Source organism: Chryseobacterium sp. 2P, from assembly GCF_059579425.1.
This window is the reverse complement of the sequence record NZ_CM184194.1, coordinates 1054186-1070397: the sequence shown is the minus strand read 5'-3', so window position 1 is coordinate 1070397 and position 16212 is coordinate 1054186. Positions and strand designations below refer to the sequence as shown.

The 16212-nt window shown below is 32.5% G+C and carries 19 protein-coding genes; 1 reads left to right on the top strand and 18 read right to left on the bottom strand.

Annotated elements, in window-relative coordinates:
* Positions 1–21 precede the first annotated feature (21 nt).
* The 12 genes from AC52CF_RS04835 to AC52CF_RS04780 all read right to left on the bottom strand — a co-directional run bounded on the left by AC52CF_RS04835 (position 22) and on the right by AC52CF_RS04780 (position 9138).
* Positions 22–1332: a phospholipase D-like domain-containing protein gene (locus AC52CF_RS04835; protein WP_496517912.1), complete on the bottom strand. Its 1311-nt coding sequence runs from the start codon at positions 1330–1332 to the stop codon at positions 22–24.
* Positions 1302–3572 (bottom strand): multicopper oxidase family protein, encoded by a 2271-nt coding sequence (locus AC52CF_RS04830; protein ID WP_496518206.1) that lies wholly within the window; start codon positions 3570–3572, stop codon positions 1302–1304. The genes AC52CF_RS04835 and AC52CF_RS04830 overlap by 31 nt, the downstream gene beginning before the upstream one ends.
* Before the next feature lie 23 nt (positions 3573–3595).
* Positions 3596–4045, bottom strand: coding sequence for a heme-binding domain-containing protein (locus AC52CF_RS04825; protein ID WP_336691091.1), 450 nt, complete (start codon positions 4043–4045; stop codon positions 3596–3598).
* A gap of 1 nt (position 4046) precedes the next feature.
* Positions 4047–4709 carry a DUF3347 domain-containing protein gene (locus tag AC52CF_RS04820; protein ID WP_336691090.1) on the bottom strand — a complete coding sequence of 221 codons (663 nt, stop codon included), beginning with the start codon at positions 4707–4709 and terminating at the stop codon, positions 4047–4049.
* A 39-nt stretch (positions 4710–4748) separates the two neighbouring features.
* A complete protein-coding gene (locus AC52CF_RS04815; RefSeq protein WP_336691089.1) occupies positions 4749–5270 on the bottom strand; it encodes a DUF305 domain-containing protein in 522 nt (173 codons plus the stop codon).
* 12 nt (positions 5271–5282) lie between these two features.
* Entirely contained in the window at positions 5283–6167 is an 885-nt protein-coding gene (locus tag AC52CF_RS04810; RefSeq protein ID WP_336691088.1) for a DUF3347 domain-containing protein, read from the bottom strand.
* Between the two features lie 95 nt (positions 6168–6262).
* Entirely contained in the window at positions 6263–6652 is a 390-nt protein-coding gene (locus AC52CF_RS04805) for a hypothetical protein (RefSeq protein WP_336691087.1), read from the bottom strand.
* Between the two features lie 80 nt (positions 6653–6732).
* Positions 6733–7110 (bottom strand): recombinase family protein, encoded by a 378-nt coding sequence (locus tag AC52CF_RS04800; RefSeq protein WP_336691086.1) that lies wholly within the window; start codon positions 7108–7110, stop codon positions 6733–6735.
* Between the two features lie 200 nt (positions 7111–7310).
* Positions 7311–7520, bottom strand: a complete 210-nt coding sequence (locus tag AC52CF_RS04795) for a GDCCVxC domain-containing (seleno)protein (RefSeq protein WP_336691085.1) — start codon at positions 7518–7520, stop codon at positions 7311–7313.
* Positions 7520–8122 (bottom strand): mercuric transport protein MerTP, encoded by a 603-nt coding sequence (gene merTP, locus AC52CF_RS04790; protein WP_336691084.1) that lies wholly within the window; start codon positions 8120–8122, stop codon positions 7520–7522. Before merTP ends, AC52CF_RS04795 begins: the two co-directional genes overlap by 1 nt.
* Positions 8119–8490, bottom strand: coding sequence for an ArsR/SmtB family transcription factor (locus tag AC52CF_RS04785; protein WP_336691083.1), 372 nt, complete (start codon positions 8488–8490; stop codon positions 8119–8121). The genes merTP and AC52CF_RS04785 overlap by 4 nt, the downstream gene beginning before the upstream one ends.
* 39 nt (positions 8491–8529) lie before the next feature.
* Complete coding sequence (locus AC52CF_RS04780) at positions 8530–9138, bottom strand: recombinase family protein (protein WP_336691082.1); 609 nt, start codon at positions 9136–9138, stop codon at positions 8530–8532.
* A 172-nt stretch (positions 9139–9310) separates the two neighbouring features.
* Here AC52CF_RS04780 and AC52CF_RS04775 point away from each other — a divergent pair, with 172 nt between their 5' ends.
* On the top strand, positions 9311–12379 hold the full coding sequence (locus AC52CF_RS04775; protein WP_496517911.1) for a Tn3 family transposase: 3069 nt from the start codon (positions 9311–9313) through the stop codon (positions 12377–12379).
* Here the strand turns inward: AC52CF_RS04775 and AC52CF_RS04770 are convergent, their stop codons facing one another.
* The 6 genes from AC52CF_RS04770 to AC52CF_RS04745 form a co-directional block, all read right to left on the bottom strand.
* Positions 12380–12949 (bottom strand): hypothetical protein, encoded by a 570-nt coding sequence (locus AC52CF_RS04770; protein ID WP_496517910.1) that lies wholly within the window; start codon positions 12947–12949, stop codon positions 12380–12382. It abuts the gene before it with no gap.
* A 233-nt stretch (positions 12950–13182) separates the two neighbouring features.
* The gene (locus AC52CF_RS04765) at positions 13183–14010 is read right to left on the bottom strand and encodes a PRTRC system ThiF family protein (RefSeq protein WP_002977279.1); all 828 of its coding nucleotides are present in this window, start codon (positions 14008–14010) and stop codon (positions 13183–13185) included.
* The gene (locus AC52CF_RS04760; protein ID WP_002977276.1) at positions 14010–14750 is read right to left on the bottom strand and encodes a PRTRC system protein B; all 741 of its coding nucleotides are present in this window, start codon (positions 14748–14750) and stop codon (positions 14010–14012) included. Before AC52CF_RS04760 ends, AC52CF_RS04765 begins: the two co-directional genes overlap by 1 nt.
* Positions 14751–14769: 19 nt before the next feature.
* Positions 14770–15678, bottom strand: coding sequence for a hypothetical protein (locus tag AC52CF_RS04755; protein WP_313089809.1), 909 nt, complete (start codon positions 15676–15678; stop codon positions 14770–14772).
* Positions 15679–15782: 104 nt separating this feature from the next.
* Positions 15783–15959 carry a hypothetical protein gene (locus AC52CF_RS04750; protein WP_002977271.1) on the bottom strand — a complete coding sequence of 59 codons (177 nt, stop codon included), beginning with the start codon at positions 15957–15959 and terminating at the stop codon, positions 15783–15785.
* Positions 15960–15990: 31 nt separating this feature from the next.
* Positions 15991–16209, bottom strand: coding sequence for a PRTRC system protein C (locus AC52CF_RS04745; RefSeq protein WP_002977268.1), 219 nt, complete (start codon positions 16207–16209; stop codon positions 15991–15993).
* Positions 16210–16212: the final 3 nt, after the last annotated feature.

Sequence of the window (16212 nt, the reverse complement as noted above, 5' to 3'; positions counted from 1 at the left end):
AAAGTCCCTGCAGCTAGTAAATCAGGAACAGATTAAATCTACAAACATTTTTTTTCTCTTATATTTTAATGCATTTTTATTGTAGAATGATTTTACCCAAGCAAGGTAGTCCGTCTTCAAATGCAATGGATTATCGTTCCCTGAAACTTTTCCCGACATTTCTAAAGCTTTAGATCGCGCATAATAATGATTAAAAATTCTTACAAATTCAGTAAAATAAAGATCACTTAAATCCTTATCACCTCTAATTACCAAAGTATTCTCATCATTATTCAAAATTGAATTATCACTATAATTTGCAGAACCGGAAATGACAATAGGATCTTCACCTAGAGGATCAATAAGTATAATTTTATTATGAATGAAATTTGTCCCTACTCCACTTGGCTTTGCATTCAATAGTAAACCTGAATGTTTTTCTGCGAGCCAATCATATAGACCATCTTTTAAATAAGTTCCATAAATTATTACATTATCATAATCGTTTGAAACTAATGTAGTATGTATAGATCTATTATTATCTAAGATGATGTATTTGAGATTTTCTGTATCTTTAGTTATTATTTCTTTCATATGCTTACTAAAAGAAAATGGAAACATTCCACAAATAAGACTTTTTGAATTATCCATATATTCAGCATACGTTTTAAGAATAGTTTTTTGTTCGCGGGGACTGAAAAATACGGTTATACCCTTGTTAAGATTATCATACAATATATCTTCTTGAATTTCCAAAGTTTGCTTACCTAACACTTCGTTAATTGGATCTTGTGCTAAATATTCCCAATATTGATGAAATTTTTGAGCGACCTCTTCATCTCTGATAATGTGAGCAGCGTTACATTGACCAAAAATTCCTTTTGCTGTTATATTGGTAGACCCCGATAATATCTCAATAGGTTTACCATCTTTCAGCAGTATCATAAATTTATTATGAGCAATATAGCTTTTATTTGCTTCTTCTTTTCTTGGAATTAAAATTTGTCTTGGAATGCCTGCTTCATTTATGGCAAGATTATTTGCTTTCTCCTCTCCTCTGGAATCATAAATTATCTTAACATCAACGCTTCTATCTTCATATGCATCTTTCAATGCTTCTAAAATGGGCAAATATTCAAACTCGTAAAAAGCAGCTCTAATACTATATGTTTCATCTTCAGCTTTTTTGATAAAGTTCAACAAAGCATCATCGGGTTCAAGCCAAAAATGGGACAAAATGTTCACTTTAGAAATACTTCCATAACTAAATAAGCCGATTCTAATTAAAAATCGGCTTAAAATAGTAGTTTTAGCTATACAGATCAATACATCAGCGTAATTCCCGCACCCCATCCCATATCACTATCATAATGGGTACGAATGCCTACATTTTTATTGATAATATATTTTAGTTCTGTCATATATTCCATATCGGTATTTACCATAAAACCTGCCCTCAATCTTTTTGTAATAGGAATGTCCTCACGCATTAAAGAAAGCCGTACAATACCATCATGATAGACTTCTGCTTGAAAATTAACCAACATTGGCAATGTGTACATAAATCCCAAGCTAATGGCTCTACGTGTATCTTTCTCGTTTTTCTGTCCGAATAAATTGGTTTCGTGCTCATCCATACCCATTTTACGATACCTCCAGTCAAAACCGATGAATGGCATAAACCATTGCATTTTACCAATGTATCGTCCTAAGTGAGTTTCTACTTCATAACCGTGCATATCATTATAGCCTAAACGCCATTCTGTACCTAAACTCCATCTTGCATTCTGAAGCATTGCATCACCATCATTTCCATTGGTAGCGAAATCGTTTTGAGCCATAAAGTGTGGCATATTACTCTCTCTCCGCAACATATTATATGATTGTTTTTTGTCAGGTAAATTCGGATTTTGATAATCATCCACTGCAAAAACCCTGTTCATTCCCGACATCATATGATAAAGGATATGACAGTGGAAAAACCAATCTCCTTCTTCGTTCGCTAAAAACTCAATCGTATCAGTTTCCATTGGCATTATATCCAAAACATTTTTAAGAGGGGATTTTTCGCCTTTCCCATTAATAACTCTGAAATCATATCCGTGTAAGTGCATTGGGTGGCGCATCATTGAGTTATTGTGAATAGTAATTCGTAGAATTTCTCCTTTTTTCACAGGTATTTTATCGGTTTCTGAAAGTATTTTATTATCCATACTCCACACATAGCGATTCATATTTCCAGTAAGGGTAAATTTCAATTCCTTCACCGGAGTATCTTTGGGAAGCGAGGTATTGTAAGGAGATTGCAACATTGCGTAATTCAGGGTTTTAATATCCCCTAAAGCGTTTGCATTGTAGCGATTGGGATCATTATCCATATTCATATTGTGTTGGCTATGATCTTGCTTTTGCTTTCCATCTCCGGTAATTTCAGGATACATTACTACGTTCATATCCATTTGATTCAAGCTCATTTTCATTCCCATATCATCCAGATCGCCATTCATCTTCATCATATCGTTCATCATTTTCATTCCCTCAAAATATTTCAATTTGGGAAGTGGGGAAATCAATTGCTTAATACCGTTGCCCACAAAATAGCTTGCCGATTGTGTTCTGTCTTCGGTAGTAGCTAAAAATTCATAAGCTACACCATCAGCCGGAATGGTGACAACTACATCGTAGGTTTCAGAAACTGCAATAATTAATCTATCAACTTCTACGGGCTCTACATCGTTGCCATCATTGGCTACTACAGTAATTTTACCACCTGCATAACGCAGCCAAAAATACGATGAAGCACCACCGTTTGACACACGTAAACGCACTTTGTCACCCGCTTTTAGAGTTTTGCCGTCAACGGTTTTTAAATTGGCAGTATTATTTCCGTTGATTAAAATTTTGTCATAATATACATCGCTGACGTCCATTGCCAGCATCCGTTTCCATTCGTTGGTTACTTTTGTTTTGAAATGACCTTCCTTAATTGCTTCTGCGTAAGACTGTGTTGCGTTTTTTTTAATAGCTGCCCAATCATTAGCGTTATGCAACATCCGGTTGATGTTATCGGGATTAAGATTTGTCCATTCGCTCAATATGATGGGTACGGTTGGTAAATCATCTATACCTTTTCTAAAGGTTTTATCATCATTTTTTTTCTTCATTATAAAACTGCCATACATCCCAATTTGCTCCTGCAAGCCCGAATGTGAGTGATACCAGTGTGTTCCGTGTTGTATTATAGGGAAACGATAGGTATAGGTTGTGCCTGCCTTAATGGGCTTTTGCGTAAGCCAGGGCACTCCATCTTCCTTATTGGGTAAAAACACTCCATGCCAATGCAGTGAGGTACTTTCTTTTAATTGGTTGTGTACTATAATCTCGGCTGTATCGCCTTCTGTGAAAGTGAGTGTAGGCATTGGTATCTGCCCATTTACGGCTATGGCTCTTTTTTCTTTGCCTGCATAGTTTACGAGGGTATCTTTTACATACAGCTCATATCGCACTATTTTTTGTGCGAAAAGGGATTGCGAATATAACAGTATAAAAAATATATACAACAACCTTATTCTGATATTTTTGGGTATAACCATTTTTACTATTTTTTTAATGAAACTTATCGCTGATCTTTTAGCCAATTGGTTAATATTTTAATTTGCTCATCTTTCAGCTTTGCATTTTTGTGCATCATGGTGTATGATGATAAAGGCATTTGCTTAGTCTCGATTTGTTCTTTAATTGAGTTTAATAATCTTTCCTGTTTCCGATTTGAGTATGAACCCCATTCATTGAAGTTTAACTCTTTTTTTGCATCTTCGATGTGATTTTCTACCATTGTTCTTGCAGGCTGTACATGATCATACCACATGTAGTTGGTATTGTTGCTATGGCAATCGTAACAAGAGGTATGCAGAATTGTTTTTACTTCAACAGGCATTTTATAGACTTGGGAAAAATCGGTTGTATAAACCTGCCCTTTATCAACATTGAGGGCAGGCTGATAAAATTGTATCGCAATAAAAATAAACAGCACTAATGCTAAAATTATCTTTAATACTTTCTTCATTTTACAACTCCTTTTTTAAAGAACCACAGGTAAGCATTTTACTGCCATAATAAGGATTTTTGATAGCCTTAGCTTCACTGATCCAAACAGCACCTTTGCCATCATTGTACATCGGGCAATAGTCCTGATATAATTTTTGGGTAGTTCCGAACAGTGCAATAAGGTCTGAAACATCTTTACTTAGTGATGCTAAATGTTCTCTTTGGTGGTCTATTTTTCCGGCATTGTCGCCAATATGTTCGGCATTTTCTTTTGCATTTTCCGCTATCTCCATATATTGTTTATGCTTGTTTGCAGGTATGGCTTTCATATCTACATTTTTCAAGGTGCTAAACAACTTTTTGCCTGCGTTGGCTGCAGCTTTATCATTATCTGCAACCAGTGCATTTTTTAAAGCCAAATAATCTTTAACAATGGGTGCGATTGAGAAATTTTGCGCTATTACTTTTTCTTCCGGTTGGTCAGCTTTTTTTGCTGTGGTATCATTTGATACAACGGTGCTTACAGTGCCATTTTGAGTTGATGATGGCACATTTTGAGTTTCAGCTATTGATGTCGTATCCTTAGCTGGTTGGTCGCTGTTTTTATTGGAAGTCTGATTGCAGGAAACTGTAATTGTAAGAACTGCTGCTAATGCGATGATTGAGAAAAATATATTTTTCATTTTAATGCTATTTAATGTTGTTAAAGAAATTTTAGTGACTTATTTGTTTTGAAATTCTTTCAGCTTTCGCTTCATAAATTCTATTTCCTTTGCCTGTGTTTCGAGTATATTTTTTTGTAATTCTATAAGTTCGGGGTCTGTAAGCTTTGCCTTTTCGGACATCAATACGGCTGCTGCGTGGTGTGGTATCATTCCTTTTACAAATTCTTTATCGCCCACATTGATTTGTTCCCTAATGCCAAACCAAGAGAAAATCCCAATTGCTAAGGAAAATGTAATGATTGCCCAATTGATTTTTTTGTTTTGATACATTCCTTTCATTATCAATAATTCAATAATCAACATTGCCGAAACCATCAGCAGGGTCATATATAAATTATTGATGTTCGGGATAAGATTGTTCAACCCGTCAATCATAGCATACATAATGAAATACATTGCTGCGAACATTGCTACAGCCATTACAGCAAACCGTTTGTACATTGCTAAAGAATGTTTAGCGTTATGCCCTTCACTTGCGGTGTGGTGTTGTATATCGTGTTTGTTTTCTGTATTTTCCATAACGGTGTAATTTTATTTACTGTTAATTGTTTCTTGAACACTACCACAGGTAAGCATTTGAGAACCATAATATGGATTTTTAACCGCTTCTTCTTTGCTCAACCAATTAGCACCTTTGCCATTGTTATACATTGGGCAATGCAGATAATAAACAGCTTTTTCTTGTTTTGAAACCTTAGTTAATTCATACATATTTTTTGAAAGCAAAGCGAAAGTTTCTCTTTGTTTAGCAGCATCTTTGGAAATAGCAATTTTTTCGGCATTAACCGTTAAGTCTTTCATTACTTTCATCCAAACGGTATGCTCTTCAGTAGAAAGCTTTGTCATTTCCACTCCTTTGATGGCTTTTACCAATTCATTAGCTTTTGCAGAAGAAGTAACTGCATCCGTTTTTACTAAGGCATCTTTTACTGAAAAATAGTTCTCGAAAACGGCTTTCAGTTGCGGTGCATTTGGAGTTTCGGCAGCATTTGCTTTAGCCATTTCGTTGTGGTTATGGTTTGCGTGTTCGTTTTTCATATCCATCCCTGTATCATTAGATTTTGCTACTGGCTTTAATTCTCTGTTGTACTGGCAACATCCGGATAATTTTGCATATGCATCATCCGGGGCTAAAAATTTCTCACTGTCATAACCAGCTAAAGCAATACGTTTCAGTATTTCATCCTGATTTGTTTTTTTATCATCATAGCTGAGTGTAGCCATTTTGGTGTCTTTATTCCATTCTACAATAGCTACATTTTTTACGTTTCCTGCTTTTTCTATGTTTGTTTTACACATTTCACAGTTGCCATATATTTTTACGCTTTCTGTTTTTGCATTTTTGATTTGTGCAAAACTGTTTACAGCTGATAGTAATACGGTGACTACCATCAATATTTTTGATATTGATTTCATTTTGAAAATTTTTAATTTAATAAGATATACGAAAGGGTTGCGAAAACAGGATTTAGTTTTCGACAAGACATAATAATGGCTGACAAGCCATCATTTTAGCCTATTTTAGGAGGTTGCCAAATGGATGAGTATCCCGAAGAGTAATAGGCTTGTTTGAAACCGAATTTTTGCTTTTTAATTTCAGCAAAATGGTTTGTAGTTTTTAAATCTATTGGTATTGGTAGGCTTAAAGAAGATGAAGAAGTGCTGCATCTGCAGGAACTGTGCTTGCACTTACCATTACAATCATTATGGTCTTTATCTTTTTTGCAGGATTTTGTTTTACAACAATCTTTTTTTTCTGCTTTTGTAGATTGGTTTTTTGAACAGGATTTTTGCTCTTTTTTTATTTCTTCCTTCGTACAAGCAAATCCTATATTTGGTATTAGAAAAAATGCCAAACATAATAAAATGATGAAACTAATATGTTTACTGAAGGTTTTCAATACTGCAAAGTTACGATATATTTTGTGATCAAAATATTTTTATTAATGTTTTAATACGAAAATTATGACTGTTTTTGAAACTAATTTTTCATGTACTTCTTTACTTTCTGTACTGTATTCTTTGAGCAGTCCGTTAATTTAGCTATTTCAATTATAGTTGGAGGATTTTTTTTGTTCAAATAATTAACAACACCAGAATATTTTGATAAAAACTGTTCTGCTGATTCTGTTGTGTTTTTTAATCTCCCTTTATAGGTTCCTTTAGCTTTTGCAATGGCAATTCCCTCTTTTTGTCTTTCCAATAAAGAATTTCTTTCCATCTCACTGATATTAGCTAAAACACTTATAATTAATTTAAATGTTGGATTTTCTCTGCCCCCTATCCAACTTTCCAATCCTAAATTATCTACCCTTAAACAAATTTTATTCTGATGTAATTTTTCAATAGTTGGCTTCAAACCAAAAATGGGACAAAATTTACACTTTGAGGTTTAATTAGTTGATTTATATATTATTGCGAAGGAAGAAAATAATCCAGAAAAGAAACTCCCTTTCAGAAAATGAAAGGGTCCACTTTAGATTAAATAATATGAATGTTTCCAGAACTAAATAAGCCGATTCTTATTAAGAATCGGCTCTTTAAATATAAAATTTCAATTTATTTACAACATACATTTCCCAACTGGATTGGTGGGCATTTTACAGTACCATAACTACAATACACGCAACAGTCGCCTTTTAATGCCTTTAATATTGTCTTACAATTTTCACATTCATAAAAGTATTGGCAAGCATCTGTTGGCATTGTTTCCTCTTTTTGGGATCCGCAGTTTGGACAAGTTATAGTTGATTGTAATTTAATTTCCATTATGATATAATTTTGCTTTTTAGTGATTTATAACCAGTCGAATTGATAGCTTTTTCGATTTCTGCAATACTTGTTTGTTTGTTATCAAACTTAACAATGGCATTGCCTTTCTCATAAGAAACCACAACTTCCACAATTCCTTTTAGTTTCATAACTTCTGTTTTAACGTGATGTTCGCAACCTGAACAGGTCATTCCTTTAATTGTAAATTCAACTTTCTGAATTTTGGAGGTTTGGGTAATAGCTGCTTTACTTTCAGTCTTTGGGAAAAAGATGTGAGCATAAAGCGGAAATGATAAAAGTAAAGCCGCCATAACGGTAATAATTCCTAAAAATGATTTTGTTTGCATAAAATTAGATTTTTCAGTTATTTCACAGTCACAGTCAATTTTCTTTTGCGGTTTCAACTTTTGAAACCAAGCAAAACCAAGCACTAAAATTGTCAAGCTAAGAAAATATGGTCGGAAAGGTTCTAGCCAAGAAAAAGTTGAAGCAACCCCACTTGTCCCTGCTATTAGAGCTAAAACAGGTGTAATGCAACATAATGAAGCTGCAATTGCTGTCAAAAGTCCAGTGCCGATTAGTCTGTTGTCCGTTTTCATATTGTTTCTAAAATTTTATTATCATCAAGTATTTCAAAAAATGGGGTCAACATTTTTTCATACTCTATTGTCAATGAGTAAAAAATAGTTTGTGCTTTTCTTTCCGTTTCAATTAGTTTACGGTCTTTGAGTTTTCGCAAATGCTGAGAAATTGCTGGAATGGTCATTCCTAAAATATCAGCCAAATCACAAACACACAGCCGTTTTTCTTCAAAAAATAAAAAAAGAATTTTTAGTCTTACTTTATTACCAACAAGATCAAGTCCATTTGATAGTTGATCAAAAGAAGTATTTAATTCTGAAACCCTTTCTTTGCAACGAACTATTTGTTGAGCATCTGCCTGTTGCCTGATACATGTAATATCCATCTTACAAATATAGAATATATTTGTTATTTAAGCAATTGCTTAAATAACAAATGCTTTTATTTTATTTTTGACTTTTTGAACCGTATTTTTGGAGCAATCAGTTAGTTTTGCAATCTCAATAATAGTTGGTGGATTTTTTCTCTTTAAATAATTAATGACAGTTGGGTATTTAGCTAAAAACTCCTCTGTAGATTCTGCTGTATCCTTCAATCTCCCTTTATAAGTTCCATTGATTTTTGCAATTTGGATTCCTTCTCTTTGCCGTTCCAGTATGGAATTCCTTTCCATTTCGCCGATATTTGCTAAAACACTTATTATCAATTTAAATGTAGGATTCTCTTTCCCTTCCACCAAACTTTCCAAGCCTAAGTTGTCTACTTTTAAACAAATATTACTTTTGTGCAGTTTCTCAATTGTCTGTAAAACATCAAGCGTGTTTCTTCCTAGTCTATCTATACTAGAAACGCTAATATAGTGGATTTCACTTTTTCCAATGTCATTGAGAAGTTCCTTTGCAGAAGGTCTCTGATTAAATGGAATTGAGCCACTTATTTTATCGATATAAATTTTTTCAGCAGAATACTGTCTTTCTAGCTGTCTTTCAATTTTTTGATTTAAGGTTGATACCCTGATATATCTTGCTTTCATTTTTATATTTATTATAAATAAAATTTCCCAATTTTAGGATGGGTATTTTTGGGATAAAATCATTTCAGTTAAATTGTATGGCTACACTCTGATTTTCATCCCAATGTTAAACTATAGTCTAATTTTGGGATTTACAAATTTATAATATATTTATATTCACAAAATATTTCTGATGCCTAGAATAAATCTTTTAAAAGATAAAGATGTTGAGCTTTTCGATAATCCCGCTGAATTAACAATCGATGAAAAAAAAGTATTGTTTACATTAGAGTTTGACAACAATCTTGAACCTAATTTAAGGAAAGACATTACGATTGTCGGATATATTCTCCAAAAAGGTTATTTTTTAGCTCAAAAAAAATTTTTTGTACCAAGCCAGTTTAGAGAAGAAGATATAAATTATGTTTCAAAATTATGTGGATTAGAATATAAGATAGACATTACAGAATATAAAAGATCTTTATATACTCAGCATAGATTTTTTATTTTAAATAAATTCGGATATCGTGCTTTCTCTGATTGTATCACTTTATTTGAAAAAGAAGCTTTAGAATTAGTTAAAACTCCGCAAAGACCAAAAGAAATTTTTTATTCTCTAATTTCATTTTTAGAAGAAAAAAAAATTGAACAGCCTAAACATTATATTTTTGCCCAGACCATATCCAAATCTTTAAATGTATTTGAACAAAACTTAGTTAACCTGGTCGATAAAAATCTTAGTATAACTCAAAAAAAATTATTGGATGAAATGATGAACCTTCCTTCCAACAATGACGAAGTAACTTCTAAGAATCCCTATTTAATAACTAAATTAAAAAAGGTTATTCAAACAATAACTCCGAGAAAAATTAAACAGAGTATTGATGATTTCAATATTATCCGGGATATCCATTTTCATCTTTCTAATATTACTAAATTAAATGAGATTTCAGGTATATTAAATTATTATGCTGTTTGGGTACTAAAAGCAGAGCATATACAGTTTGACAGTATTAGAGATATTGAAAGAAAAAGACTTTACATAGTATCATTTATTATTTATCAGTATCGAATCCGTCAGGATGCATTCGTTGACATCTTTCTTCAGGTTGTTCAAAAATATTATAATAATGCCAATAAGTCTATTGCAAACGACTTTTTAAAGAAAGACTTAAAACCTAATAAACAAAAACAACTGGCAAAAATTAGGAATATTATTTTTTCTTCGAAAAAACAATTAGAAAAGGTAAAGCAAATAATCTTCACTAATCAGTATGTAGATTCTCAAAAACTCAGTTTAATAAAAGATATTTTCACTTCTGAAAATCATTCTTTACATGATGATATTATTCAGGAAATTGATAAACTTGAAAATTTAGGAACTGCTGCATTGAAAGAAGAATTATTCTTTAAGGAGCTGAATAATGGATATAGAAAAATTCATAATAGAGTTGCCGGAATACTATTAATGCTTGAGTTCAATACTGAAATGTCTGATTCCAATATGATATCTGTTATTAAAAATTATCAAGCTAAAAATGGAAAAATAACCCATACGGCACCTCGTGATTTTATTCCTAAAAATGAACAGAAATGGTTATTCACTGAGAATGGCGAATTTAATCCGCAGATGTATAAAATATTTTTGTTCCGAGAGGCTGCTAATCATATAAAAGGTGGTACGCTTAATCTTAGATTTTCTGATAAGTATAAATCAATTGATGATTATTTAATTGGATACAACCGATGGAATTTGGAAAAAAAAGAATTGATTGAAAGAGCGAATATTAATCATATGTATGAAATGAAAGATGCTCTGCTACTTCTAAAAGAAAATTTGGTTGAGCATTATAAAAAAACCAACGAAAATATTCTAACGAACGAATACCTAAAGTTTGGGAAAGATAATAAACCAAGAGTAACCACCCCAAAATTGACCGAAGTAACAAGTCATTTTGTTCATGAGGCTATTGGAGAAAATGTTTATATTCCTCTTACAAAAATATTATCAGACATAAATTATTCGACAGATTTTACTTCCTCTTTTCTACACTACAGTCGAAAATCAAGTAAAGATTCTCCTGCAGGAAATATTATTTATGCAGCAGTTATAGCTTTAGGATGCAATATTGGTGTAAGGAAAATGTGTAAAATATCTACAGGTATCGGAGCTGATAAATTAGAATATGTAGTAAGATGGTTTTTTAGTAGGGATAATATTGATGAAGCGAATCAAATGATTTTAGAAATTACGGACAAACTTTCACTACCCAAAATATACCTTCAGAAAAAAGATTCATTACACACTTCAAGTGATGGACAAAAATTTAACGTAACTGTTCCTTCAATCAATGCAACTCATTCTTTTAAATATTTTGGAACCGGAAAAGGTATTTCCGCTTATAGTTTTATTGATGAAAAAAGTAAGCTTTTTTATAACAGTGTAATTAGTGCTTCTGAAAGAGAAGCTGGATATATACTTGATGGACTTCTTCATAACAAAGATATAGATAGTGACATGCATTCTACAGACACTCATGGATATAGTGAAATCATATTTGGGGTATGCAATTCTTTAGGAATTTTATTTGCTCCAAGAATAAAAAATTACAATGATCAACTTTTATACACATTTAAAGATTTTCCAAGAAATACTTATGAAAGCAAAGGTTATAAAATTCTTCCTTCAAAAAGTATGTATATAGATGAGAGCATCATTAAAGAGCAATGGGAAAATATATTGAGATTATTATGTTCAATTAAGTTGGGAGAAGTTAAGGCTTCTATTATTTTGAAACGATTAAGCTCTTATTCAAAGCAACATCCTTTATATAAAGCAATGAAAGAAATTGGTAGAATTCATAAAACTTTATTTTTATTACGGTATTTTGATGAACCTTCTTTAAGACAAAACATTGAAAAACAATTGAATAAAATTGAACTATCACATCTTTTTGCTAAAGCTGTTTTTTTTGGCAACAATCAGGAATTTAAATATGAGACAAAAGAAGAGCAAGAAATTGCTGTAGCATGCAGGCACTTAATTCAAAATGCAATTATCTTATGGAACTATCTTTTTATCTCAAATAAACTTTCCGAAATTGAGCAGAAGGAGAAAATACAAGAGAATATAGAATTAATGAAAAATAGCTGTATAATGACCTGGCAGCATGTTAATATGCATGGGGAGTATGATTTTGTAATTGATATTGAGAAACCACCATTCGATATGATTAAGATTAACTCATTAAATATTAATTAATTATGGCTTGAAATGAACATTTTGTCCCATTTTTGGTTTGAAGCCATCATCCAAGCCCTTACCAAGCCACTTTAATGCTCTCAAAGAATTCTCTTCAGATACTCCCTCTGACCAAGGTCTGATATTCCCAAACTCTCTAGCATATGCTAGGCTCCCCGCTACCCCACGGTTAAAATACACTGAGTGTTTTGAAGTACTTTCGTCGGGAATATTAACCTTGATTTTACAGCCAGGTCTATGCTCTAAAAATTTAGGCTTTCCATATACAGGAATTATATTGTAGATATAATCGTAGGTTGATTTTACAGTAAAATCCTCCCACATAAATGATTGGATAGGATGCTCAAAGCTGCTGAATAATTCATTTTTTACTGCGCTCCCAACAGTTTCTTCAAAATATTTAAATCCTTTTAAAAAGTACTTTTCATTTTCTATCAAATCTTCTCTTTCGATAGAAAATCCCAGTAGTCCCTCAGTTTGTTGTTGGGGCATATCAATCGAAAGTATCACTGCTGAAGTTCCTGCAACGCAGGTCACTTCAAGTCCGTTCTCTTTAGCACGTGTTCTCATTGCATTATTGTTTTCAAGGTTAATTACCATAAAGATAATAACAAACTATATTACAATGAGTTAAAAATAAATTAATTTTACAATCATATGATAAAATTTAAAAAGTCCGCAACCTTTTTTTAAAATATTAGGAATGGAATTAGATAGGTATATTTTAAAATGTGGTTGCTCCATATAGGCAAAAATGCGTTTTCGACCATAGGAGAAATTGCATTTTTGCCACCCGATTTCCATCAGGCAACTTTTATAGGCTGTGAGTTAAAATTTTGAAGATTCAGAAAAAATCCCCTGTTTTCGGTCATCCCATTTCGAAATAAATTCCAGAGGAGTGAGCCTCCTAATTGGGCTAAAGAAGAATTAATAAATAAATCCTGTTTCTCAAGTGCTTCTGCCAAACTGCAACTTGGAGTATCATCTACTGTTTCTGACTGTCTCAATAAATCACCGTATTCATCGGTTATAAAAGCAAGATTGGAAACCGTTTCATATTTTTGAGAATCAGGCTGTCTAATATCTCCGATTGTCGAGAGTAATACCTGTCCTGTACATTTACTGTTTCCAAAATCCATCCAATATTTTGCTGTATTACGATGTATATAAGTATCATCCAAAGTTTTTAAAACCTCAGCGATTTCAAATCTTGTTTTCACATTATCGACACAGGAAATAAAAATATTGGCGGTCATATTACTCGTAATCCTGTCCGAAGCGTCTCTTTGAAATTTTCTAGTCTCCGCTTTCCAAGCCGTTCCGAAAAATCGGTTTGTCCTGTTGATTAATGCTGTCGCTTTATTAAGTCCAAGTTCGCTTTCAGCAAAAAGCTGTCTGCCGAGATTTGCTTCTTCTACCCTATCATCATCCCATAACATTACAGAAAGTCCGGGATGATCCATTTCGTTAAGCGCATAATTTATTCTGCCCAAAGCAGTAAGCATCTGCGAACCCGTTCCTCCTGCCCCTATCAGATTTATAGATATTGGGTTTGTCGGCTGAATAAAATTACTATAGGTAAAATGAACTCTTGGCTTATTATTTACAATTGAATTATTTTGAATATTCATTACAGTAGGTTTTTTAATTTAAGATTAGATTTTATAAGCACATCATTTGGAAAATCCTTTCTGTTCTGAACAAGGTCTTTCCAAAGCGAGACACAATTTCCCTTTATAGGATTATGATTGTACATTAAGTGACTGAAATAGGAATTGAAAAAAAAATGCTCCCAAGTAGCCGTAAATTCTTCCAAGGAAGCTGACTTTTTAATTTTAGTATCAACGTTCCCCATACAAACACTCCCGTTATCATAGATGTTAAAAAATGGTGCGTGATATAGCGAAGTCTCTTCTGTTGGTCGCTGATTGTAATCAACAGCAAATATCTTCAAATGCAGTTTATCAGCACACCAAATTAAGGATGGTACTTTCGCTGTACCATTTGGTATTTCCAAATCCTTAGAAAAATATAATTCTCGTTCTGAAAATTCTGTGTACCAAATCACTTTTGCATTTTCTGAATTGTCGATGAGTAAAATATTAGAAGAAATAATTCCCTGTGGTTTAAGAAATTCTTTTTCTCTGCAATTTTGAATTTTAAGTCTTTTTGCTAAATATTTAGCTTCGTTGGTTGTAAGTGGATGTGCATTAATGGGACTGCCATCTTCATCCATATCAAAATATTCAACGTACATATCAGAAAGCTTATCATCACTTTCGTAGAAAACTAATGCTGATTTTGGATGATAAAGATTTTCAAAATCTTCTGTTACATCTTTTGCTTCAATATTATTATTTTTTCGTTTCATAACTAATTCGAGTTAAGATTTATAGACTTGAAAAGTCGCCAAGTATTCCTGCAAGCTGATTAAGAATTTCAAAAACTTCACTTTCAAAATCCAGACTGTTATCTGAAACTTCTTTCCCATCAAAAACTTTGAAAACAATAGGTTCTTGAATTTCAGCATATTCATTGAATTCATTATTTACACTATCGATAATACTTTGATATGCCCATCCTCTATCATCAGCAAAAAATGAAATGTATTTATCCATTGAAATAACGGCTTCATCATTTTCATCGTAATCGAATTCATCATCATTAGAGAAGTCCTTATTATTATTAAAATGTATGTTTCTATAGATGCGTTCTTCGGGAAATTTGCTGTATAAGGAGAAAGCTTTATTAGCAAGATTCAAACATTCAACATCAAAACTATCTTTTGCTTTAAATGAAGTTACACGCTGTTGAAAAAATGACAAATTATTGATAGATGCAATCTTCTGCTCCATAATATCACCAATTAATTCAGCCTGTTGTAATTGCTTTTTATATTCACAATTTTCATCCAATTCTTCATCTTGGTCAATCCAGTCGCTTAGCATTTCATATAACCAAAATAAGTATGAAGCTTCCTGTCTGTAATAAGGAATATCAATAATCCGATACAGATAAGTGCATACAGAAAGTAGCATTTGAGCTGTTTTTCTGTATTTCTTATGATGAAGCATATTATGAAGAGGAACGACAGGAATATAGTAAAGAGTCATTCCTGTACTGATTCTTTCTTCGCTCACAAAATATAGGCAGTTACCTTTGTGCTCCAATTTAATATCCTGCCAATTTTTGATACTCGTTTTCATTTGCTTTCGGCAATGATTCAGAGATAGTGAGATGTTATATGGAAATTCAAAATCTTTATGATCAGATTGAGAAAGATTATAATGCTCTGACATTTGGGAAAGGGATTTATAAAAATCCCTCTCCAATTTTATTGTTTTTGATTTTGACAAATTTGATGTTGTGCTACATTCTTTAAGCTTTGGCAGAAAAGCCGTTTTCAGAAAACCATTGGTATTTGTGCCAATGGGACAGACTTTCTCTGGTCTTTCTGTACTTCCGAACTGTCTTTTTCCTGCTTCATCCATTTCATAAAATCGCCTACCTGCTGATGAACCTGTTTTTGTTTTTTTTCTTCCGGAATTACTATTTTTCCTTTTATAATATTTTGTTGCATTCATCTTAATTTTGATTTAATTCATAAACTGTTATCCTTTAGTTCCCATTACACTTTCAAATTGATATTGAATAGTGTCATCTTTAATCAGAGGAGCGGAAACCTTTGCAGTGGTAAGAATTGGATAATTATTAGCATAAAAATTCATCACTGCTTCTACACTCCATTTTGGTTCGGGGTCTGTCAGGCGAATATCCTGTCCATTATCTTTCAGAATGAAAACCCGTTCTAATTGTGTTGCGAGTAACATAAT

Coding starts and splice junctions, on each gene's coding strand:
- AC52CF_RS04835 (WP_496517912.1), bottom strand. CDS start 1,332: ATGGGGTGCGGGAATTACGCTGATGTATTGATCTGTATAGCTAAAACT.
- AC52CF_RS04830 (WP_496518206.1), bottom strand. CDS start 3,572: ATGGTTATACCCAAAAATATCAGAATAAGGTTGTTGTATATATTTTTT.
- AC52CF_RS04825 (WP_336691091.1), bottom strand. CDS start 4,045: ATGAAGAAAGTATTAAAGATAATTTTAGCATTAGTGCTGTTTATTTTT.
- AC52CF_RS04820 (WP_336691090.1), bottom strand. CDS start 4,709: ATGAAAAATATATTTTTCTCAATCATCGCATTAGCAGCAGTTCTTACA.
- AC52CF_RS04815 (WP_336691089.1), bottom strand. CDS start 5,270: ATGGAAAATACAGAAAACAAACACGATATACAACACCACACCGCAAGT.
- AC52CF_RS04810 (WP_336691088.1), bottom strand. CDS start 6,167: ATGAAATCAATATCAAAAATATTGATGGTAGTCACCGTATTACTATCA.
- AC52CF_RS04795 (WP_336691085.1), bottom strand. CDS start 7,520: ATGGAAATTAAATTACAATCAACTATAACTTGTCCAAACTGCGGATCC.
- merTP (WP_336691084.1), bottom strand. CDS start 8,122: ATGAAAACGGACAACAGACTAATCGGCACTGGACTTTTGACAGCAATT.
- AC52CF_RS04785 (WP_336691083.1), bottom strand. CDS start 8,490: ATGGATATTACATGTATCAGGCAACAGGCAGATGCTCAACAAATAGTT.
- AC52CF_RS04780 (WP_336691082.1), bottom strand. CDS start 9,138: ATGAAAGCAAGATATATCAGGGTATCAACCTTAAATCAAAAAATTGAA.
- AC52CF_RS04775 (WP_496517911.1), top strand. CDS start 9,311: ATGCCTAGAATAAATCTTTTAAAAGATAAAGATGTTGAGCTTTTCGAT.
- AC52CF_RS04770 (WP_496517910.1), bottom strand. CDS start 12,949: ATGAGAACACGTGCTAAAGAGAACGGACTTGAAGTGACCTGCGTTGCA.
- AC52CF_RS04765 (WP_002977279.1), bottom strand. CDS start 14,010: ATGAATATTCAAAATAATTCAATTGTAAATAATAAGCCAAGAGTTCAT.
- AC52CF_RS04760 (WP_002977276.1), bottom strand. CDS start 14,750: ATGAAACGAAAAAATAATAATATTGAAGCAAAAGATGTAACAGAAGAT.
- AC52CF_RS04755 (WP_313089809.1), bottom strand. CDS start 15,678: ATGTCAGAGCATTATAATCTTTCTCAATCTGATCATAAAGATTTTGAA.
- AC52CF_RS04750 (WP_002977271.1), bottom strand. CDS start 15,959: ATGCAACAAAATATTATAAAAGGAAAAATAGTAATTCCGGAAGAAAAA.
- AC52CF_RS04745 (WP_002977268.1), bottom strand. CDS start 16,209: ATGTTACTCGCAACACAATTAGAACGGGTTTTCATTCTGAAAGATAAT.